The organism is Marinobacter mobilis (assembly GCF_900106945.1).
Taxonomy (GTDB): domain Bacteria; phylum Pseudomonadota; class Gammaproteobacteria; order Pseudomonadales; family Oleiphilaceae; genus Marinobacter; species Marinobacter mobilis.
In genome coordinates this window covers 198,293-218,724 of the sequence record NZ_FNNE01000003.1, presented here as the reverse complement: position 1 = coordinate 218,724, position 20,432 = coordinate 198,293, and the positions used below count along the sequence as shown (strand labels likewise).

The following is a 20,432-nucleotide window of genomic DNA, read 5'->3' as shown; positions in this document are numbered from 1 at the left end:
TTCTGCAAAAGAATTCATAAAAAGCCGCTACTGGAAACAGTCAGCGGCTTTTTTGTGTCCAGGAAGGCAGGCACCGCAGGAGACGCCTTACAGGAAACATAAAAAAGGGAAGCCTCGCTTCCCTTTCACTCTTCGCTTACACAGGCGTACGACACCCTCTCAGACCTTGTAGAAGTCCCTGTACCAGTCGACGAAGTTGGCAATACCCTCGTCCACCGTCGTGGCAGGCTTGTAGCCCACATCATCTATCAGGGCATCCACATCGGCATAGGTGGCCGGCACATCTCCGGCCTGTAGCGGAAGCAGATTCTTTTGCGCTTTCCGACCAACCCGCTCTTCGATGATCTCGATGAAGCGGGATAGCTCAACCGGGTTATTGCTGCCGATGTTGTAAATACGGTACGGCGCCTTGCTGGTACCGGGATCGGGATTTTGTCCTGACCAGCTGGCATTGGGCTCAGCCACATGATCCAGCGTACGAATAACGCCCTCTACGATATCGTCAATATACGTAAAGTCGCGCTTGTGGTGGCCATGATTAAACACATCAATTGGCTCACCGGCCAGGATCTTGCGGGTAAAGATGAACAGCGCCATATCAGGACGCCCCCAGGGGCCGTATACGGTAAAGAAACGCAGCCCTGTCGTAGGCAATCCATAGAGGTGACTGTAGGTATGGGCCATCAGCTCATTCGCCTTCTTGGACGCGGCGTAGAGACTGAGTGGATGGTCAACGTTGTCGTGGACCGAGAACGGCATCGCCTCGTTGGCGCCGTACACCGAACTGCTGGAGGCATAAACCAGGTGCTTGACCTCGTTATGGCGACAGCCTTCAAGAATATTCATGAAGCCGACCAGGTTTGCATCCACATAGGCATGCGGGTTTTCCAGGGAGTAACGCACACCAGCCTGGGCCGCCAGGTGTACCACCCGTTCCGGCTGGTGTTCCTTGAACACCTCTGCCATCGCCTCCCGGTCCGCCACGTCCTGCCGGACCTCGGTGAATCCGGGTTTGACGGTTAGCCTGGCCAAACGAGCTTCCTTGAGTGATACGTCGTAGTAGTCATTGACGTTATCCACACCGATCACCTCATCGCCACGATCCAGCAAACGATGGGCGAGGTGTGAACCAATGAATCCAGCAGTCCCTGTGACCAGAATTTTCAAAATGGCATCTCCATAGCTCGTAATCAATCGAGAGGGTTGCACCCATTTTACCGGATACGAAGCGGACGATGCAGCCCATCCGTACATTCATAAAAAAAGCGCCCCTTCGGGGCGCTTTTTTTCAGCTCGGACAAAACATCAGAATGTCAGACCAGCACTGATAAAGGGGCCGTCAATATCGATATCAAGTTTGTCGTCACCGTCCTCATAATCAACGGACATCTGACGATAACCCAACTGCAACTGAAGCAGAGAGATCTCGTACTGACCGTAGGCGTTGACGTCATAAATAGAGTCGCCGCCATACCCGATCGCATTGATCTCTCCCCCAACAGACAACCCGGTCAACGGCAGATCAAAACGTGCAGCGGCATAACCCATGGGAATAATCACATCCACTTCGGTCTTGTCCACCACAACGCCGCCCAACTGGGCCTGCTTGATTGTCAGCTCGCTGGACAGATCCCGGGCGGTCAAACCCAGGTCCAGGTTGACCCAGTTATCCAGCACTTCGTAGTAGAGAGTCAGATCGATCTGCTGAAGATCCAGGTCAGACGTGACGTCGGAGCCCACCACAATAGGACCATAACCAGAACTCAGCCGGCCTCGGCCGCTTTGTTCAATCGCTGTCAGGTTAAGGCGGACATTCGGCAGCAACGGGACCGGGTGCTCAAAATAGAGAGTGGCGTTGGTCGTGCTATCGCTGTCCAGATTCAGGTCATTTTCCATGTCGACAACGTCATTACCCGACGCGGCCTGACCTGAAGTCTCTGAATCCCAGTAGCTTACCGATGCGCCTACACCAACAATATCTGCATGGGCCAGCGGAGCTGCCAGAACCAGGGAGCCACCAACGGCTACTATCAATTTACGCATAAAACACCCTTATATTTATGTTTTTATAGATCGACCCGATCAGTCGAACGACATACCAAGCCGACGACCAACCTCTTCGTACATCTCGATAACGTCACCGAGTCCCTGGCGGAACCGGTCCTTGTCCATCTTCTTGCGGGTTTCCTTGTCCCAGATACGGCAACCGTCAGGGCTGAACTCATCACCCAGGACGATTTCACCACCAGAACGGCCAAACTCAAGCTTGTAGTCGACCAGCAGCATGCCGGCGTCGTCGAACAATCCTTTGAGCACGTCATTGACCTTGAAGGTGAGCGCCTTCATGCGGGCCAACTCTTCCTCCGTGGCCCAACCGAAGCTGACCGCCAGGGATTCGTTCACCATAGGATCATGCAGAGCATCGTTCTTCAGGAACAGCTCAAAGGTCGGCGGGTTAAGGTTCAAGCCTTCTTCCACCCCGAGACGACGACACAGACTTCCTGCAGAAATATTACGGACAACACACTCCACGGGAATCATGTCGAGGTTCTTGACCAGAGACTCGGTCGGCGACAGCAAACCTTCAAAATGCGTGGGAACGCCAGCCTGCTCAAGTTTTTCCATGATGAATCCGTTGAAGCGGTTATTCACCATACCCTTGCGGTTCAGCTGTTCTTTCTTTTCGCCATCAAAAGCAGAGGTATCATCACGAAATTCGAGCACAAACCGCTCCGGATCGTCTGTGCGATAGACTGATTTTGCCTTGCCTGCGTAAAGTTCTTCACGCTTTTCCATTTACTGTCTCCAGAAACCAGAGCGAAGCCAGCTCCGCCTTGCCTATGTATTTAATAGAGGTGATCAAAGAGTTGGTTCAGCAGAAGCGACGAGCGATCCGCCCCACTGTAGTCAGGGGCACGCCCTGCGGTGACCAACACAAAACTGTCTTGCTGAACCAGCTGAACATCGAAGGTGTATTGCGCCTCAGGCTCATCCGAGAACCAGCTGAACATACCCGGATCCCGCTCTTCACGGGAACGATAGTCCACCAAGAAATTCCCTGAGCTGCGATCCAGATCGACAATCGCAACACTGGCTTCTTCCAGCGCACGCTTTACTTCGCTCCACGCCCGGCCATATTCCAGGTCCATACGAATAGCAACCGGCAGTTCATTGTCGCTGACCAGATTCACCAATGGCTCATTAGTGATGCCCGATGCCACACGGGAATAGGATTTGGTCCCCTCCCGCTCCTTCAGGAACGCTGCCAGATCTTCCAGCAGGGACTTCTCAAGCTCCGGATTTCTCGACAAGGACTGCCAGGCATACAACCTGTCCGGGTCACTTTCAACAATCCGTGGACGAAGCTGGATCTCAGTGGTCTTTCGGCGTACACCCGACGCGACCCGCGCCTGAACCACCACCAGTGATTCGCTACCGGCTACGTCCGCCAACCCCACCAGACCACGAGCCTGACGGCTGTAGTTTACCAGTTCACTCTGAACGAGCCCTAATGCAGGGTTGTCATACGCTACGCTGAAACCGCGGTCATTCAGATAAGCAGTCACACTGGGCCAGACCTGTCCCGGCAATTCATTGACCAGTAGCCAGGTCTGGTCATCGAGAGACTCAACCAGATAGTTCTGCTCCAGGATTTCTGAGGTCATGTCTGGCGGCACCGGCAACTCATCCGGATAAAGACGGCCGGCCTCAGCGTTATCGATCTCACGAATCGGATACGCCTCACCGATCCGATTGCGCTGCCGCTCGTCGACGGTTTTCAGCGGCTCACCCAATGGCGCACTGACATAACGCTCGGAACGATCCTCCAGAAAGCTGCATCCCGCCAAAGTCACGAAAACCATGGCCCCAGCCACACCAAGCACACATCGCTTCGGGTGCGACTGTTTCCGGAAAGGAACTACCATCAAGCTTCTCCAGTTCAAACCACGGATTTGATTAATTGAGTACGCCTGACGCCCGCATGGCGTCTTCAACCACGCCTTGGAACTTCACATCCAGCGGCGTCAATGGCAGGCGAATGGCCTCACCGATGAGCCCCATACGATGCAGGGCCCACTTGACGGGAATGGGATTGGCTTCAACAAACAGCTTGTGATTCAGCGGCATCAAGAGCTCATTCAAGCGCGCAGCTTCGTCACGGTCTCCGGCCATTGCCGCACGACACAGGTCCGCCATTGCCTTAGGGGCGATATTCGCCGTCACAGAGATATTGCCTTTCGCGCCAGCCAGCATCAGCTCAGCCGCAGTCGCATCGTCGCCTGAATACACCGCGAGGCGCCCCTGCAACGACTCGATCAACTCAATCCCTCTGGGGATATCCCCCGTCGCGTCCTTGATACCCACGATATTGGGAACATCAGCCAGACGCAGAACGGTCTCGTTCGACATGTCACACGCGGTACGACCGGGCACGTTGTAAAGAATCTGATCAACCGGCACCGCTTCAGCAATGGCCTTGTAATGACGGTACAGGCCTTCCTGAGTCGGCTTATTGTAATACGGTACCACCAGCAAACAGGCGTCTGCGCCAAGCTTGTGCGCTTCTGCGGTAAGCTCGATCGCCTCCCGGGTACTGTTGGCCCCGGTGCCAGCGATAACCGCAATGCGTCCATTGACGCGCTTGATGATGTGACCGATTGCCTGACAATGCTCTTCCGGAGCCAGGGTAGCGGACTCACCGGTGGTTCCGACGGCTACAATGCCATCTGTACCGTTTTCAAGATGGAAGTCCACCAGTGCGTCCAGATGCTCCCAGTGGATGCTGCCATCCGCATGCATTGGCGTCACCAGTGCGACGAGGCTACCAGTAATCATAAAGACTCCGTCCAGATAAAACGGTTATGGTAATGTTGGGTGCTGACTGACACAAGGGAAATAGAGGAGAACCCATGTCTACGGTTGAACTGAACAAACCGGTGGCCGATTTCGAAGCAGCCGCAACCGACGAGCAAACCATTCGACTCTCGGACTTCCGGGGTCAGAAAAATGTCGTTATCTATTTCTACCCCAAGGACAACACTCCGGGCTGCACGACTGAAGGCCAGGACTTCCGTGACCATTATGCCGAATTTGAAGCCGCCGATACGGTGGTCTTCGGGGTATCCCGAGACAGCCTGAGAACCCACACCAACTTCCGCACCAAGCATGAGTTCCCGTTCCAGCTTATTTCGGACCCGGATGAGACCCTCTGCAAGCACTTTGATGTCATCAAGCTTAAGAAGCTCTACGGCAAGGAATACCTGGGCATTGACCGCAGTACCTTCCTGATTGACAAGGAAGGCGTGTTGCGTGAGCAGTGGCGTACAGTCAAGGTCAAAGGGCATGTCGAAGAGGTGCTGGCAAGCGCCCGCAACCTCTGACCCGCCCTACCCCGTTAATGCTGCCCCGTCTCTGTCGTCGGCGGCAGCTCCCCCTTTACCGGCCATGCCGAGAAAATCGCTTTCAGCATCGTCGCCAGAGGGATGGCAAAGAACACGCCCCAGAGCCCCCAGATTCCACCGAAAAACAGCACTGCAATAATGATGACCACCGGGTGGAGGTTATTTACCTCGGAAAACAGCAACGGCACCAGGACATTGCCGTCCAGCGCCTGAATGATGCCATAGATCACCATCACCCAGATAAAGTGACTTCCCCATCCGAATGCCACCAGAGCAATAATAGCCACAGGCACTGTCACCACAGCGGCGCCGATATAGGGAATGACAACGCTCAAACCGACAAGGAACGACAGCAGCGCTGCGTACGGCACACCAAAAAGCTTAAAAGCAATATAGGTCGAGCCACCGACAATAAGAATCTCAACCGCCTTTCCGCGCACATAGTTGGCGCACTGCAGATTGACCTCTTCCCAGATGTGCAGCATCAGCGGTCGCTGATGGGGCAACAGCTTCCCAAGTGCGCCCAGCAGCACTGCTCGGTCCTTGAGAAAAAAGAACACCAGGATCGGCAGCAACACCATGTAGATCATGACCGCCACGAGATCGGGAATACTGCTGAGCGAGAACGATACCAGCCATTGCGTCATTCTCGCCGCTTCAAACGTGACCTCTTGGTAGACTGCCTGCAGCGCATCAATGGAAACCAGGTTCGGGTATTCTTCGGGCAGCACCTCGATATAAATCTGCAGTTCGCGCAGAATCCGCGGTGCCTCACCAGCCAGCGCCGTCACCTGGGTCCAGACCAGAGGGAGCAACCCGAACAGGAAGCCAACCAATATCCCAAGGAACAGGAGGAAAACCCCGATGACCGCTACGCCCTGAGGAACACCAAGTTTCAGGAGTTTGGCCACAAGGCCCTGAAGAATGAACGCCACAATAACAGCTGCAATAACCGGTGCCAGCATCGCGCCTAGGTAGATAATCGCCAGGGTGCCGATTATGAGCAGCAGCAAAAGGATGACAGCTTCGTCATCTGAAAAGTATTTATCGGCAAGACCGCGTAGAATTCTGACCATTGACTGCTCCGTGGACACTTAGCGTTGGCCGCACCTTATCACAAAGCGATAACCGCCATCGGACTCCGAGGCGCTTACCAGCTCGTGGCTCGACAGCTTGAGAAAAGCGGGAATATCTTTAGCAGATCCGGCGTCGGTCGCAATGACCTCGAGCTCCTGACCCGGACTCATGGAATTCAGCTCAAGCTTGGTTTTGAGCAGGGGCATCGGGCACTGAAGCCCGGAAGCATCAAGGATTCGATCTGGCACTGTAGGGAATCACCAAAGTTTTGATTAACAAGATCAACACAGCACACCGGCATCCCGGTGGCCAATGCAGCATATTACCATCATGGCTCAACGCAAACAGCCATGGATCTGATGACAATACGCAAAGGAACCAACTCGCGTATACACGAACAAATATGCAGATTTCCCCATTCAGCACACGGCAAGGGACACTGAATCAAGACATGAGCGCCAAGCCCCATCGCACACAGCGATATCGCCACCTGGCAGCCAGAGCCCTGCTGTCTTGCACCCTGCTCTGCTCAACGATCAACCCCGCCCTCGCCCAGAACCAGGAGCTGCCCACCATTGGCGGCCTTGGGGGCGGACTGATTTCACAACAGCAGGAAACCGAAATTGGCGAACAGGTGCTCACCTACCTGCGACGAAGTGAAGCGCGCATTGACGACCCACTGACGGAAGATTACCTTCGCTCCCTGATCTTTAGGCTGCTCCCGTCAGTACCACTCAACGACAAGAACATTCATCTCGTCCTGATCGACAGTCCGGCACTTAACGCATTTGCAGTACCCGGCAACATCGTTGGGGTGAACGGCGGCCTGTTCCTCCACACTGACTCCGAACAGGCGTTCAGCTCTGTACTGGCCCACGAACTTGCCCACCTCAGCCAGCGCCATTTTTCACGCCGCCTTGAACAGCAACAAACCAACACGCCGATGGCCCTTGCAGGCATGATTGCAGGGATCGTATTGTCCGCCATGACCCGCTCGGATGTCGGTATTGCAGCAATCGTAGGCACCCAGGCACTCACCGCCCAGAACATGCTTCAATACAGCCGCGCCCACGAACAGGAAGCCGACAGAATCGGGCTGCAAATCATGGCGGATTCGGGACTGGATCCGAAGGGCATGCCGGAAATGTTTGAACAGATGATGCGCGAGAACCGTCTCCAGGGCAGCCGGCTTCCCGAATATTTGTCCACACACCCACTGACCCAGAGCCGGGTATCCGATACCTGGGCACGGGCCGAACAGTATCCCGACCGGCACGTGGAGGACAGCCTTGAATTTCACCTTGCGCGAGCCCGCGTCCAGGTGCATTACCTGGGCACACCGGAACGGGCCATTGAGCAGTTTCAGCGTTTGGATGCCCAGTTCCCTGGCCAGATCAATCCGGCCACCAGGTACGGACTCGCCGTGGCACTGCTTGCCGGCAATCGCACCAGCGAGGCCGAGGAAATCCTCCGTGAACTGCTGTCGCACCAACCCGGACGCATCACCTACATGGTTACACTGGCGGAGGCGCTCCTCGCCCAGGATCGCAATGAAGAAGCCAACAAACTCATTCGCCAGGCACTGACCCGCAACCCGAACAACCTCCCGATCACAGACATGCTTGCCCGCACTGAACTGGCGCTTGGCAACAGCGCTGCAGCGGCGGCTACGCTTAAGAGGCTGACCCGGGATTATCCGGACAAAGAAACACTTTGGCGTAGACTGGCAGAAGCCGAAGGACAGGCACGAAACATTGTTGGCGTGCACCAGGCCAGAGCTGAGTACGATTTACTCATAGGGGATTACTCGTCAGCCAGGCGCCAGTTGCTTCAGGCCCAGGAGAGAGCCCTGCCTGGTTCACCAACCTACCAACAGATTACCGAACGTCTGACTGCACTGTCAGCAGCAACCGGAGATCAGGCGGCAATCCGCTGATCTCCCTCAGCTGACTGATCAGGCGTTGCCGGCAGCCTGCAGGTTCATACCTGCGGTGAAGTCCAGCATTCTCTGCAGTGGCTTCAATGCCCGCTCACGCAGAGCATCATCCACGTGAACCTCCTGATCACCACGCTCCAGAACCGCCAGTAGATTCTCCAGACCATTCATTGCCATCCACGGACAATGAGCACAACTGCGACAAGTTGCGCCATTGCCCGCCGTCGGCGCCTCAATCAGGGTCTTGTTGGGCGCCAGTTGCTGCATCTTGTAGAAAATGCCGTTATCCGTTGCCACGACAAACTTATCGTTGGGCAGCGTCTGCACCGCGTGTATGAGCTGCGAGGTTGATCCGACCACATCCGCCATTTCAACAACCGCATCCGGTGATTCCGGATGCACCAGAATGGCCGCGTCCGGGTACAACGCCTTGAGATCTTCAAGGCCACGATGCTTGAACTCCTCGTGTACGATGCAGGAACCATCCCACAACAGCATATCGGCACCTGTGGTTTTCTGGACGTAGTGTCCCAGGTGCTTATCTGGCGCCCAGAGAATTTTTTCGCCGCGAGCGTCAAGATCCTCAACAATCGACTGCGCACAGCTTGATGTTACCACCCAGTCAGCACGGGCTTTGACCGCTGCCGAGGTATTGGCATAAACCACAACGGTGCGATCGGGGTGCTGATCACAGAATGCAGCAAATTCATCGGCCTCACAGCCAACATCCAGGGAGCAGGTAGCCTCAAGGGTTGGCATCAGCACGCGCTTTTCCGGATTGAGAATCTTGGCTGTCTCACCCATAAAGCGTACCCCGGCCACAACCACGGTTGATGCCGGATGCTGATTGCCGAACCTCGCCATTTCCAGTGAATCGGCGACACAGCCACCCGTTTCCTCGGCCAGTCGCTGAATATCCGGGTCGGTGTAGTAATGGGCGACAAGAACAGCGTCCTGGGCTTTCAGGGCATCACGGATAGCGCCCTCAAGACGCAGCTTTTCTTCATCACTCAGCGCCTTCGGCTCGGCGGCATGGGCCAGATGTTCCTGTACCAGTATTCTGTCTTCAGATCGTGTCATAGCCTATATCTCGAATTACGCCTCTCGTGGCCAAGTATACCACCGAGAGAAACGCTTCATGCATTGGTCACACAGCTCTGGCAATCAAAGCCTTAAGACACTAGGTGTATGGTCTGACAGGCAAAAAAAAAGAGCCCGAAGGCTCTTTTTTTCGATCCACCATGAACATGTCACGGCGATTCTATTGGTGGGTCGTGAAGGATTCGAACCTTCGACCAATTGGTTAAAAGCCAACTGCTCTACCAACTGAGCTAACGACCCGTAACAGGCTGGATCAGATTGGGCATCAGCCCGCTCTTCTCCCGAACTGGACTGTCGCTCAGAGAAACAGCCGGTCCGAAATAATGGTGGGTCGTGAAGGATTCGAACCTTCGACCAATTGGTTAAAAGCCAACTGCTCTACCAACTGAGCTAACGACCCAAGCGAGGCGCATATAGTACTGATATTTTTGCGCCTTTCAACCCCTTTTTGGAGGAAATTTTCAGATTTTATTGCGCACCCAGAAAACTACGGGCCAAGCCCGCCGCTCCCGAGTCTGGGTAGTTGCGAATCACCTCATCCATCTGCCGACGAGCATCCTCCGTGTCCCCCATCTTGTTCAGGGTAACACCCAGCTTGTAGGCCGCGTCAGGCGCCTTACGATGATCGGCAAAACGACTGGCGACAATCGTGAACGCCTGCTTGGCCTGCTCGAGCTGCGGCTTAACGAGATACACCTCGCCCAACCAGTAGTAGGCATTAACAGTGAGGTCACCTTCCGGATACTTGCCGATAAAGTCGTATAATTCGCCAATCGCCGCGTCATAGTTCTTATCGTCGCGGATCAGTGCCTGAATATGCTGGTATGCCTGTCGCTCTTCATCTGACGGGGCACGGTAGTCACGAGGCTGCGGGCGTTCTGCCACCGGCACTGCCGGTTCACTGGCCGCTACCGCTTCCTGGTCACTGACTTTCTCACTCAACCCCAGAATACGCTGATCCAGGTCGATGTACCGGCTGCGGGATTGCTGGGATAACCGGTCCAGCTGATTCCGCTGCTCTTCGAGCTCGCCACGTAACTGACGGACCTCTCCCTGCAACTGCTCAATCATATAAAACAGTTCGGCGTTCGCCTGCCCGGCATCAGCACTGCGCTGCGCCTGAGACCGGCCATCCTGATAGGCTGGTGTTGCTGATTGCGCCAACGCACTACCGGCCAGCGATAGTGCGAAGGTCGCCATGAGGATTTGTCTCATGGTATTTCCTGTCGGAATTGATTTTCAGTCGTACTATTAAATCAGTACTTTACTTGAAAATCAGCTCAACACGACGGTTTTGTGCCCAGGAGCTGTCGTCGGTGCCCATCACCGCCGGCTTTTCTTCACCGTAGCTTACGGTTTCAATCTGGCCACGATTCGCCCCATTTACGATCAGGAAACGCTGAACAGCATTGGCGCGACGCTCGCCCAGAGCCAGGTTGTATTCCTTGGTGCCGCGCTCGTCAGCATGACCTTCCAGACGAACCTGCTGGCCAGGATTGGCAGCGAGGAACGCAGCATGGGCGATCAGCACATCGCGGGCTGCCGGCTTGATCTCAGAGGTATCGAAATCGAAATAGAACGTAGTGATCGCGCGCTTGGCTTCTTCAGCCGCCTGTTCGGCTGCTGCACGGGCCCGATCACGCTCGGCGTCAGTCAGTCCACCCGCGGAAATACCAGCATCCTCTGCACCGCCATAGACAGTGCCACCCTGCTGATCAACCGCAGACACGTCTGAACCGTAGGCATCACCTGTTTCACCGGTATCGCCGGTGGAGCTACAACCAGCAACCAGTCCGAGGGACAGTGCCATTGCGAATGCCTTAGTCTTCATAGAGAGGCTCATTTTTCTTTCCTTCCGTTTTGATTAAAAATTATCGAGTGAATCATTATCGAACAATGGGCGACCAGGCCGGTTCGCGCACATCGCCTTCCGATGCTGGCAGAGTGTAACTGGAACCGCCCTCTGACGTGATTACGGTAAGTACACTTCTGCCCCCCTGCTTGGTGGCATAAATCAACATCCGGCCATTGGGCGAGACACTGGGAGACTCGTCCAGCTGGGTCCGGGTCAATACCGTTTCCTCACCTGTCTCAAGGTGGGTCCTGGCGATGTGGAAGGCACCTTCGCGCTGGTGGACGTAGTAGACGTAGCGTCCATCATCACTGGGCCTGGGCCGTGCATTGTACCGACTGCCAAAAGTGACTCTGCGCGGTTCGGCGCGCTCGTTCTCCATGTGATAGATCTGTGGCCCACCTGAGCGGTCAGAGGTAAAAAAGAAGCCCCGGCCATCCGCAGACCAGCTGCCTTCGGTATCAATCGACCAATGATTGGTCAGACGTGTCAGCGAGCGGCTGGCGATATCCATCTTGTAAATTTCCGCGTTTCCGTCTTTCGACAGTGTCAGCAATAGAGAGCGCCCGTCCGCAGACCAGGCCGGCGCAGAATTGAGACCGGGAAAATCGGCAATGGCCGTCCGCTGGCCGGAGGCCAGCTCATGGATATAGACCACAGGTTTGCCGGTCTCAAACGATACGTAAGCGAGTTTACGGGCATCCGGCGACCAGGCCGGGGACAGAATTGGCTCAGGGCTTTCCAGGCGAACCCGCGCGCGCTTGCCATCCACATCACTGACCTGCAACTTATACAACAGCTGACCGTTGTTCGACTGCAGCGTCACATAGGCCAGACGGGTTGAGAAAGCACCGGGCACACCGGTGATGGCCTCATACACCTTGTCACTGATGTAATGGGCCAGTGAGCGCGCGCTGGCAACAGGCGCCCCGGCTGTTTCACCCAGAATTCGCTGCTGACTGGCAACATCAAACACTTCAAAGCGAGCGTTGAGACGATCGCCTTGCTGAGTCACCTCACCAACGACGAGATAACGCTGGCCCAGTAAGCGCCAGTCGCGATAGAACACGTCATCGCCGCGTGATGGCAAGCTGAGCATCTTGGCTGGCGCGAGGGTGTTGAATTCACCACTCAAGGTGAGATCATCACGAAGAATATCGCTGAGCCGATCACCCCCGGGAACCACTCCGGTTTCCTTAAACGGAACCACCGCAACCGGGATCGCGCTCTCGACCCCTTCGCTGATGGTGATCATCAGTTCTGCCTGAGCCTGAACGGAGACCAGCCAAAGCATAAGGGCTGCTAAGCCGTTGCGGTACGTCGTGAACCTGTTCGGCCTGAACTTTCTGCAAGTCCGGTTTTTAGCCTTCAATAGTCGGAAGTTTTTCACCGTAGCTCCCTGGGCGTAAATCTGATGGTAAACTGACGAAAGTAACGTTCGAATGTATCCCGTTCCTGAGGAACCGGGTAATTGCCTATGGATCGCGCCGCACTCAGAGCGGAATTATCAAAAGCCGCATTGCCGCTGCCCTGAACCAACTCCACCCGGGCAAGTTCTCCTGTTGGCAGCAGGGTAATCTGGAGACGGGCTTCCATGGACTCTGTTGCTGATGGTGGCTTGTACCACGCCCGACTCAGCTTGCTGCGGATCAGCGCAAGATATCGGTCTTTCTCGCTCAGCATCTGAGCTTCCCGCACACGGGCTGCCGCCGCCGCAGCTGCCCGTTGCCGCTCAGCCTCAGCCTGATCTCGGGCAGCCTGCTCAGCAATGGCTTCCAGTTGCTGTTCCCTCAGTTGCCGCTCCGCTTCCAGTCGCCGGGCTTCGGCTTCACGCCGTTGACGTTCTTCTTCAGCCGCGCGCTGGCGTTCCTGCTCCTGACGCCGCTGCTCTTCAGCCTGCCGGGCCTGTTCCTGCTCCCGGCGTCGCTGCTCCTCGGCGCGCTGCCTGGCCAGTGCCTCGGCCTCCGCCGCGGCTTTCAGGCGCGCTGCCTCTTCGGCCTCAGCCTGGCGCTGGCGTTCCCGCTCTGCGGTTGCCCGTCGCTGCTGCTCCTCTCGCTCGGCCTGTCTACGTCGCTCAGCCTCGGCTGCGGCCTGCCTGGCGGCCTCCTCCTGACGACGCTGTTGTGCCGCCGGATCCGGCTGAGGCGTGGGCGCCGGCGTCGGTGGCTCAACAGACTCCGGTTGTTGCAACACCAGCGTCGCGGCAATGCTACGCGGCGTATCTTCGTGAACCGGCGTTGACCATTGCCATCCGACCAGGACGACAACAAGCAACATCCCGTGGAGCACGACCGAGAACAAAACAGGCGACTTCCAGGGAGCCTGCCCGGTGCTGGTATAGTCCCTATCCTTACCTGTCACAGATCATTCGCCTCAACCGTCGTCGCCCGGAGCTTCGGTGATCAACCCGACACTGCTTGCACCTGCCGACTGCAACTCAGCCATCAGACGAACCACGCGGCCATATTCCACATGCTGATCCCCTCGCACCAGTACCTGTCGGTTGCTACGCTCGGACAGTATCTTGGCGACCTGTTCCCTGACCTCCGGCAATGTCATCGGATCACTGCCCTGATCACCAATCTCAAGGTAGTAAGCGCCGGTAGAGTCAACACTCACAATAATTGACTCCACATCCTTCTGCGCCTGGATGGGATCGGAGGTGGTTTCCGGTAGGTCGACCTTAACCCCCTGGGTCAGCATCGGTGCGGTGACCATAAAAATGACCAGCAGCACCAGCATCACATCGATGTAGGGCACCACATTGATTTCCGACATTGGTTTGCGTCGGTTGGAGGGCATCATTCCCATGCCTTTCATGTTCGATCTCCCCTATGCCTGTGGATCACGAACGCCCAGCACTGTCGCTGCTATGAACGCGTCGGTGCAGGATGCTTGAAAATTCCTCAGCAAAGGTTTCGTAGTTTTTCAGCAAAGCATCGGACTTGGCAGCGAACCGGTTATAGGCAATGACCGCCGGTATCGCAGCAAACAGCCCCATGGCAGTCGCAATCAGTGCTTCTGATATACCCGGAGCAACGGTTGCCAGGGTCGCTTGCTGAACCTGGGCGAGGCCGCGAAAGGAATTCATAATCCCCCAAACGGTTCCGAACAGCCCAACGTAGGGGCTGGTCGATCCTACCGTGGCAAGAAAAGGCAGGTGATGTTCAAGACGTTCCTGCTCCCGGGAGAACGCCACACGCATGGCACGCTGAGCCCCCTCCATGACCGCATCGGCATCGCGGCTTTGCTGGCGAAGACGTGAAAACTCCTTGAAGCCAGCACGAAAAACCGACTCCATCCCGGAAAACGGAGTTGGGTTTGCATTGACGTCCCGGTAGAGCTGCCCCAGATCCATGCCGGACCAGAACTGCTCTTCAAAAGCCAGCTGGGCTTTCCTGGCCTTGCTGAACACCTGTAACCGCTGATAGATCAACGTCCAGGACATGACTGAGGCCGCCATCAACAGCAGCATCACCAACTGAACCAAAGGGCCAGCGTTGGCAATGAGTGACCATACAGAAATTTCAGACTCCACGATTTACTCCTGGCGCATTCCAGTTACAGTGTTTTAACGAGCAGTGCTTATTAGCCAACGCAGCTTTCCAACAGCGCTGCCAACGAGTCCGGCAGCCGTCGGGGCCGGCCTGAATCGAGCGCAATACAGGCCACCCGGATAGTCGCTTCCGCGTAAAGGCGACCGTCATTGCGGTCGATGACCCGCTGACGAAAATCCATCCAGACACGACCATGCCCCACCGGCTCTGCGGTGACGACCACTTCGTCATCCAGACGGGCAGCCGCGGCGTAATGAATGTTGAGTTTTTGCACAACGTAGCTGATGTTCTCAGCCAGGCCATCCCGAAGCCCGATACCATGGCTACGAACCCATTCGGTTCTGGCCCGCTCCATGTAATGCAGATACTTGGCATGAAAGACGATACCACCGGCGTCGGTGTCTTCGATATAGACCCTTAGCGGTAATTCGAAAAGCCCATGGGAAACTGATTGTTCAGTCAAGGGGATTCTCCTGCGCCGAACCCGGCGGCGATACGCCAAAGTGAAGGTAGGCATTCGAGGTCGCCATGCGACCTCTGGGTGTGCGGACCATGAAGCCCTGCTGAATCAGAAATGGCTCGATAACATCCTCGATGGTACCCCGCTCCTCACTGATCGCAGCAGCCAGGCTCTCGACGCCGACGGGCCCGCCATCAAACTTTTCGATCATGGCCAACAGCAGCCGCCGATCCATATGGTCGAAGCCCTCACTGTCCACTTTCAGCAGGTTAAGGGCCGCGTCGGAAACCGCTGCGGTTATATGGCCATCATGACGCACCTCGGCAAAATCCCTCACCCGCCTCAACAATCGGTTGGCGATCCGGGGTGTGCCGCGAGAACGGCGGGCAATTTCAAAGGCCCCCTCCTGGTCAATCTGTACACCCGACAACCGCGCCGAGCGCTGGATAATGTGGGTCAGATCTGCCGTATTGTAGAACTCAAGCCGCTGCACAATACCAAAGCGGTCACGCAGGGGGGACGTCAGCAAACCGGCTCGGGTCGTGGCCCCGACCAGGGTAAATGGCGGCAAATCCAGCTTTATGGAGCGCGCCGCTGGCCCTTCACCGATCATGATGTCGAGCTGATAATCTTCCATCGCCGGATAAAGGACTTCCTCGACCGCCGCATTGAGGCGATGAATCTCGTCAATGAACAACACATCGCCTTCTTCGAGATTGGTCAGCATGGCCGCAAGATCACCCGCCTTCTCCAGCACCGGACCGGATGTGGTCTTGATGGCGACGCCCATCTCGTTGGCAATGATATTCGCGAGGGTCGTTTTACCAAGCCCGGGCGGACCGAAGATCAAGACATGATCCAGCGCCTCTTCCCGGCGGCGGGCGGCAGAGATGAAGATTTCCATCTGCTCACGTACCGTCGGCTGACCAACATATTCGTTGAGCAGGGTCGGCCGTATGGCTCGATCATGGACTTCTTCGTGGAGCCCACCCTGGGCGGAGATCAGACGATCGGATTCAATCATGTACCTGCCAGTAGTTTTGAGGCAAATCCGGATGCACACGCCCCGGATATTGAATTGCCTTTATTGTACAAACGCCTTGGTGGCTGTCACGTTACGCTCTCTACAGGTTCAGCGCCGTTATGGTCACACCGCACACACCCTCACTGCCCTGCCGGAATCATACTCTTGAGCGCCCGGCGGATCAGATCTTCGCGACTCATGCCGTCTTCGGCCACCTTGCCGACCACTTTACTGGCTTCCTGAGGCTTGTAGCCCAGGGCGATCAATGCGGACTCCGCCTCCTCAACCGCACTGTCGGCCGCTGCAGGCATCGACACACCCTTTGAGCCTGCATCTGCTGCGACAGCAAACGGCCCTTCAAGCTGACCAATCCGGTCGGCCATTTCAATCAACAAACGTTCAGCGGTTTTCTTTCCCACACCAGGTAACTTGACCAGCGAGTTGATATCTTTGGTTTCGACACACTGTATAAACTGATTGGCGTCGAGGCCGGAAAGAATGGCAAGCGCGAGTTTTGGCCCAACCCCATTGACCTTGATCAACAACCGGAATAGATCACGATCGAGCCTCGCCGAAAAACCAAAGAGGCTCTGGGCATCTTCGCGTACCGCAAAATGGGTATGGAGGGTAATCTCGCCGCCGGTGTCAGGGAGATGAAAAAAGGTAGTAAAGGGAATGTCGACTTCATATCCCAGACCGGAACATTCAACCAGGGCCTGAGCTGGCGACTTTTCAAGCAGTACGCCTCGAATACGTCCGATCAATGCAACACTCCTCTGGCCTGTAGCCGATCATCGTCATCTTCGGAATTTTTTTCAGCGGATACGACCACCACGGACTTTGCCGCGCGTTACCTCATCCAGTGCGACCGAGCCGGCCCCAACCCGAATCACGCTTTGATTCATATGGGCATGACACAGCGCTATGGCCAGTGCGTCTGCGGCATCCGCCTGAGGTTTTCGTGGCAGACTCAGAATCGCCTGCACCATGTGCTGCACCTGGGACTTCTCCGCGCTGCCCCGCCCCACCACAGCCTGCTTAACCTGGCGGGCTGAATATTCAAAGACGGGTAGCCCACTGTTGGCAGCGCTAACGATTGCCGCCCCCCGCGCCTGGCCCAACTTCAGGGCCGAGTCCGGGTTTCGTGCCATGAACACCTGTTCAATGGCAAACTCGTCCGGCCGGTATTCGCCGATGAGCGTGGCGAGACTGTGGAAAATGGACTGGAGCCTTTCGGGAAGCGGCTTCTCGCCAAGACGAATGCAGCCGCTATCGAGGTACTCCAGTTGACGACCCTGGGTACGGATAAGGCCATAGCCGGTAATCCGGGAACCAGGATCCACACCAAGTATAATCGCCACGAACGCTCCTAGTTGGTACGGGCAGAGCAAACAGGCTTCAGGCGCCCAGTTTCTCCATCACATCCCCGGGAATATCAGCGTTTGAGTACACCGCCTGCACATCGTCGAGGTCTTCCAGCATATCCACCAGCCTGAGGATCTTTTCAGCACTTTCCAGATCAAGCTCAACCCGGGTAGACGGCACCATGCTCACTTCCGAGCTGTCGGGTTCCAGACCAGCTGCGACCAGGGCCCGCTTCAGGTCGAAAAACCGTTCAGCCTCGGCGATCACCTCAAACGAACCATCATCCTGCTCGGCGATGTCGTCCGCGCCGGCCTCAAGGCCAGCTTCCATCAGCCGCTCTTCATCGACTCCGGGCGCAAATACAATGACACTTTTTTTGCTGAACAGATAGGCGACGGAGCCATCGGTACCCAGATTTCCGCCTGTCTTGCTGAAGGCGTGGCGCACATCAGCCACGGTTCGATTGCGGTTATCGGTCATGGCTTCGACCAGGACAGCCACCCCACCGGGGCCATAGCCCTCATAGGTCAGCTCGTCGAAATTACCGTCATCGCCACCACCGGCGCCCCGTTCGATGGCACGCTCGATGGTGTCTTTTTTCATATTGGCGGTGAGCGCTTTATCGACAACGGCCCGCAGCCGGGGGTTATCCTCAGGATTTCCCCCGCCCTGGCGAGCCGCAACCGTCAGTTCGCGAATGATCTTGGTAAATACCTTTCCCCGCCGGGCGTCCTGTGCTGCCTTACGGTGTTTGATATTCGACCATTTGCTGTGACCAGCCATAGATCACTCCGCTCAGTTCACCACTACGGGGATCAGCCCTCGGCTTTGTCCCCTTCCCCGGCACTGGCGTCTGCTGCTTTCACTGCCGGCTTGCGCAGGCGGATATTAAGCTCTTTCAACTGTTTTTCATCAACAATGCCCGGCGCCTGAGTCATCAGGCAGGTAGCGCTCTGGGTTTTCGGGAAGGCAATCACGTCCCGGATGGAGGTCGCACCGGTCATCAGCATGATCAGGCGGTCAAGACCAAAGGCCAGGCCGCCATGGGGCGGGCAACCAAATTTCAGGGCGTCAAGCAGGAAGCCAAACTTGCTGCGGGCCTCGTCGTGATCGATACCCAGAACACGGAATACAGTTTCCTGCATCTGTTCATCGTGGATACGAATGGACCCGCCACCCAGCTCCGTGCCGTTCAGCACCATGTCATAAGCCCGTGACAACGCAGTTGCCGGATTCGCTTCAAGCTCTTCCGCAGTGCAGGACGGAGCAGTGAACGGGTGATGGATCGCCGTCAGGCCACCGTCGGAAGTCTCCTCGAACATCGGGAAGTCCACTACCCACATCGGTGCCCATTCAGAGGTCAGCAGGTTGAGGTCATGACCGACCTTGATGCGCAGAGCGCCCAGCGCCTCGTTCACAACAGTGCGGGAATCCGCTCCGAAGAAAACGATATCGCCGTCTTCCGCTGCCGCACGCTCAATCACTGCCAGCGCAACCTCATCACCGAGGAACTTGACGATCGGTGACTGCAGGCCCTCAGCACCCTTGCTGAGATCGTTAACCTTGATGTAAGCCAGCCCCTTGGCACCATAAATGCCAACGTACTTGGTGTATTCGTCGATCTGCTTACGGGTCAGTTCACCACCCTGAGGCACTCTTAGTGCAGCAACACGCCCCTTGGGATCCTTGGCTGGACCGGCAAACACTTTGAAGTCGACACCTTCAACCAGGTCGGCCACATCAATCAGTTCCAGCGGAATCCGCAGATCCGGCTTGTCACTACCAAAACGGCGCATGGCTTCTTCGTAAGGCATACGTGGGAATGCCGGCAGCTCAACCTTGAGCAGATCCTTGAAAAGTTCACGGATCATACCTTCGGTGATGGACATAAGATCTTCCTCATTGACGAAGGAAGCCTCCATGTCGATCTGGGTGAATTCCGGCTGGCGATCTGCCCGCAGGTCTTCGTCCCGGAAACACTTGGCGATCTGGTAGTAGCGATCCATACCGGAAACCATCAGCAACTGCTTGAACAGCTGTGGAGACTGCGGCAGCGCGAAAAATGAGCCGTTATGGGTGCGGCTGGGAACCAGATAATCGCGAGCACCTTCTGGGGTCGCACGAGTCAGGATCGGAGTTTCCACATCCATAAACTCGTTACGGTCGAGGTAGTTGCGGATGTAACTGGTGACCTTGGAACGGAAACGCAGACGGTTAAGCATTTCCGGACGACGCAGATCAATGAACCGGTAGCGAAGGCGAACGTCTTCGCCGACATCAACGTGCTCATCAAGAGGGAACGGAGGTGTCGCGGCCGCATTGAGGATGGTCAGTTGCTTACCCAGCAGTTCTACCTGCCCGGTAGCCATGTTGTCGTTTTCCGTGCCCGCAGGGCGACGACGAACACGACCTGTAATCTGGATAACGAACTCACTGCGGACCTTTTCTGCCAGCGCAAAGCTTTCAGGGGTATCGGGGTCAACAACAACCTGTGAAATACCGTCCCGGTCTCGCAGATCCAGGAAAATAACACCACCGTGATCCCGGCGACGATGGACCCAACCACACAGGGTTACATCCTGATCAATATGAGACTCGTTGATTCCACCGCAATAATGACTGCGCATACCCATTCCCATTGATTTCAAAGTGCGTAAA

General features: G+C 56.1%; 22 protein-coding genes and 2 tRNA genes. 2 read left to right on the top strand and 22 right to left on the bottom strand.

All coding sequences use genetic code 11. From position 1 onward, the window contains the following. Positions 1-159: 159 nt before the first annotated feature. From BLV11_RS05900 to dapA, 5 genes are all read right to left on the bottom strand, one after another. Positions 160-1,167: an NAD-dependent epimerase gene (locus BLV11_RS05900; RefSeq protein WP_091812045.1), complete on the bottom strand. Its 1,008-nt coding sequence runs from the start codon at positions 1,165-1,167 to the stop codon at positions 160-162. Between the two features lie 138 nt (positions 1,168-1,305). Further along, positions 1,306-2,043, bottom strand: a complete 738-nt coding sequence (locus tag BLV11_RS05895; RefSeq protein ID WP_091812044.1) for a TIGR04219 family outer membrane beta-barrel protein — start codon at positions 2,041-2,043, stop codon at positions 1,306-1,308. Between the two features lie 39 nt (positions 2,044-2,082). Beyond that, positions 2,083-2,796: a phosphoribosylaminoimidazolesuccinocarboxamide synthase gene (gene purC, locus BLV11_RS05890; RefSeq protein WP_091812043.1), complete on the bottom strand. Its 714-nt coding sequence runs from the start codon at positions 2,794-2,796 to the stop codon at positions 2,083-2,085. 50 nt (positions 2,797-2,846) lie between these two features. Then, the gene (gene bamC / locus BLV11_RS05885) at positions 2,847-3,863 is read right to left on the bottom strand and encodes an outer membrane protein assembly factor BamC (RefSeq protein WP_245725927.1); all 1,017 of its coding nucleotides are present in this window, start codon (positions 3,861-3,863) and stop codon (positions 2,847-2,849) included. Positions 3,864-3,957: 94 nt separating this feature from the next. Then, positions 3,958-4,836 (bottom strand): 4-hydroxy-tetrahydrodipicolinate synthase, encoded by an 879-nt coding sequence (gene dapA, locus BLV11_RS05880; RefSeq protein WP_091812041.1) that lies wholly within the window; start codon positions 4,834-4,836, stop codon positions 3,958-3,960. A gap of 74 nt (positions 4,837-4,910) precedes the next feature. Between dapA and BLV11_RS05875 the strand changes: the two genes are divergently transcribed. Then, positions 4,911-5,381: a peroxiredoxin gene (locus BLV11_RS05875; RefSeq protein WP_091812040.1), complete on the top strand. Its 471-nt coding sequence runs from the start codon at positions 4,911-4,913 to the stop codon at positions 5,379-5,381. A gap of 14 nt (positions 5,382-5,395) precedes the next feature. Here BLV11_RS05875 and BLV11_RS05870 read toward each other — a convergent pair whose 3' ends face one another. Together BLV11_RS05870 and BLV11_RS05865 are read right to left on the bottom strand one after the other, a co-directional pair. Then, entirely contained in the window at positions 5,396-6,478 is a 1,083-nt protein-coding gene (locus BLV11_RS05870; protein ID WP_091812039.1) for an AI-2E family transporter, read from the bottom strand. 18 nt (positions 6,479-6,496) lie between these two features. Beyond that, positions 6,497-6,727 (bottom strand): sulfurtransferase TusA family protein, encoded by a 231-nt coding sequence (locus tag BLV11_RS05865; protein ID WP_091812038.1) that lies wholly within the window; start codon positions 6,725-6,727, stop codon positions 6,497-6,499. A 203-nt stretch (positions 6,728-6,930) separates the two neighbouring features. On the opposite strand from BLV11_RS05865, the gene BLV11_RS05860 reads away from it, so the two are divergent. Beyond that, complete coding sequence (locus BLV11_RS05860) at positions 6,931-8,415, top strand: M48 family metalloprotease (protein WP_091812037.1); 1,485 nt, start codon at positions 6,931-6,933, stop codon at positions 8,413-8,415. Positions 8,416-8,433: 18 nt separating this feature from the next. Here BLV11_RS05860 and nadA read toward each other — a convergent pair whose 3' ends face one another. The 15 genes from nadA to aspS form a co-directional block, all read right to left on the bottom strand. Continuing rightward, positions 8,434-9,495, bottom strand: a complete 1,062-nt coding sequence (gene nadA, locus BLV11_RS05855) for a quinolinate synthase NadA (protein WP_091812036.1) — start codon at positions 9,493-9,495, stop codon at positions 8,434-8,436. A gap of 185 nt (positions 9,496-9,680) precedes the next feature. Beyond that, positions 9,681-9,756: transfer RNA gene (locus BLV11_RS05850), tRNA-Lys, on the bottom strand. A gap of 84 nt (positions 9,757-9,840) precedes the next feature. Then, a tRNA-Lys gene (locus tag BLV11_RS05845) sits at positions 9,841-9,916 on the bottom strand. 68 nt (positions 9,917-9,984) lie between these two features. Further along, positions 9,985-10,731 (bottom strand): tol-pal system protein YbgF, encoded by a 747-nt coding sequence (gene ybgF, locus BLV11_RS05840; protein ID WP_091812035.1) that lies wholly within the window; start codon positions 10,729-10,731, stop codon positions 9,985-9,987. Positions 10,732-10,780: 49 nt separating this feature from the next. Further along, positions 10,781-11,359 (bottom strand): peptidoglycan-associated lipoprotein Pal, encoded by a 579-nt coding sequence (gene pal, locus BLV11_RS05835; RefSeq protein ID WP_091812034.1) that lies wholly within the window; start codon positions 11,357-11,359, stop codon positions 10,781-10,783. A gap of 43 nt (positions 11,360-11,402) precedes the next feature. After that, positions 11,403-12,662, bottom strand: coding sequence for a Tol-Pal system beta propeller repeat protein TolB (tolB, locus tag BLV11_RS05830; protein ID WP_091812033.1), 1,260 nt, complete (start codon positions 12,660-12,662; stop codon positions 11,403-11,405). A 92-nt stretch (positions 12,663-12,754) separates the two neighbouring features. After that, on the bottom strand, positions 12,755-13,729 hold the full coding sequence (gene tolA / locus BLV11_RS05825) for a cell envelope integrity protein TolA (protein WP_091812032.1): 975 nt from the start codon (positions 13,727-13,729) through the stop codon (positions 12,755-12,757). Positions 13,730-13,741: 12 nt separating this feature from the next. After that, the gene (gene tolR / locus BLV11_RS05820; RefSeq protein ID WP_091812031.1) at positions 13,742-14,188 is read right to left on the bottom strand and encodes a protein TolR; all 447 of its coding nucleotides are present in this window, start codon (positions 14,186-14,188) and stop codon (positions 13,742-13,744) included. 25 nt (positions 14,189-14,213) lie between these two features. Continuing rightward, positions 14,214-14,906, bottom strand: a complete 693-nt coding sequence (gene tolQ, locus BLV11_RS05815; protein WP_091812030.1) for a protein TolQ — start codon at positions 14,904-14,906, stop codon at positions 14,214-14,216. Between the two features lie 50 nt (positions 14,907-14,956). Next, positions 14,957-15,388 (bottom strand): YbgC/FadM family acyl-CoA thioesterase, encoded by a 432-nt coding sequence (locus tag BLV11_RS05810; protein ID WP_091812029.1) that lies wholly within the window; start codon positions 15,386-15,388, stop codon positions 14,957-14,959. After that, entirely contained in the window at positions 15,381-16,409 is a 1,029-nt protein-coding gene (gene ruvB / locus BLV11_RS05805; RefSeq protein WP_091812028.1) for a Holliday junction branch migration DNA helicase RuvB, read from the bottom strand. The genes BLV11_RS05810 and ruvB overlap by 8 nt, the downstream gene beginning before the upstream one ends. 140 nt (positions 16,410-16,549) lie before the next feature. Then, positions 16,550-17,173 (bottom strand): Holliday junction branch migration protein RuvA, encoded by a 624-nt coding sequence (ruvA, locus tag BLV11_RS05800; RefSeq protein WP_091812027.1) that lies wholly within the window; start codon positions 17,171-17,173, stop codon positions 16,550-16,552. Between the two features lie 51 nt (positions 17,174-17,224). Beyond that, positions 17,225-17,770 (bottom strand): crossover junction endodeoxyribonuclease RuvC, encoded by a 546-nt coding sequence (gene ruvC / locus BLV11_RS05795; RefSeq protein WP_091812026.1) that lies wholly within the window; start codon positions 17,768-17,770, stop codon positions 17,225-17,227. 37 nt (positions 17,771-17,807) lie between these two features. Beyond that, positions 17,808-18,557 carry a YebC/PmpR family DNA-binding transcriptional regulator gene (locus BLV11_RS05790; protein ID WP_091812025.1) on the bottom strand — a complete coding sequence of 250 codons (750 nt, stop codon included), beginning with the start codon at positions 18,555-18,557 and terminating at the stop codon, positions 17,808-17,810. A gap of 32 nt (positions 18,558-18,589) precedes the next feature. After that, positions 18,590-20,401, bottom strand: coding sequence for an aspartate--tRNA ligase (gene aspS, locus BLV11_RS05785; protein ID WP_091812024.1), 1,812 nt, complete (start codon positions 20,399-20,401; stop codon positions 18,590-18,592). Between the last annotated feature and the right edge of the window lie 31 nt (positions 20,402-20,432).